The 582-nt window shown below is 30.9% G+C and carries 1 protein-coding gene; it reads right to left on the reverse strand.

Annotation, left to right across the window (positions count from 1 at the left end; all coding sequences use genetic code 11):
• Positions 1 to 30 precede the first annotated feature (30 nt).
• Positions 31 to 231: a hypothetical protein gene (locus tag GCWU000282_RS15620; protein WP_023356178.1), complete on the reverse strand. Its 201-nt coding sequence runs from the start codon at positions 229 to 231 to the stop codon at positions 31 to 33.
• Positions 232 to 582 lie beyond the last annotated feature (351 nt).

The raw sequence follows: 582 nt of genomic DNA on the forward strand, positions 1-582 counted from the left end.
CCATTTCCACTATTTACACTTTTAATTTGATTAATTGCTTTTCCGACTTTTTAAATGTGTATTTACTTTAATTTTGATACAGTCTTCACAGTCACATTCTTTTGCAGGTAAAAATTCCTTATTTGATAAATCTTTTGAATTATACTTAATAAACAGTTTTTCTTCCTTAAGCTTTATTTCAACTGCGCCCATATGGTCTGTTCTCAGTATCTTTCCGCCTTCTGCCCCCATTCGTTCAAGTGCATCTTTGTGTGGATGACCGGGAGTTCAACAGTTAATGCCTTGTAATATATAGCTCAAAATCATCAAGTCCATTGAAAAATGGGCTTTTTTTAATATATTTCTTTGTCAAATTAAAATAATATATTTGTTGTAACTGTTGTATTTTATTAAAAAGTGTGATATAATATTTCTATGAAATTAGGATATAACACAAAAGCCATTGATCCAACTTACTATGTTCAGATGGGAATCAGAAATGGCAATAAAACCACAACTAAAAATATTGAGAAAATTGGTAAACATTCGGAACTTCTAAACATCACGGATAACCCTTTGGCATATGCAAAAGACTATGTCGCC

The organism is Catonella morbi ATCC 51271, assembly GCF_000160035.2.
In the GTDB taxonomy this organism is placed as follows: Bacteria; Bacillota; Clostridia; order Lachnospirales; family Lachnospiraceae; genus Catonella; species Catonella morbi.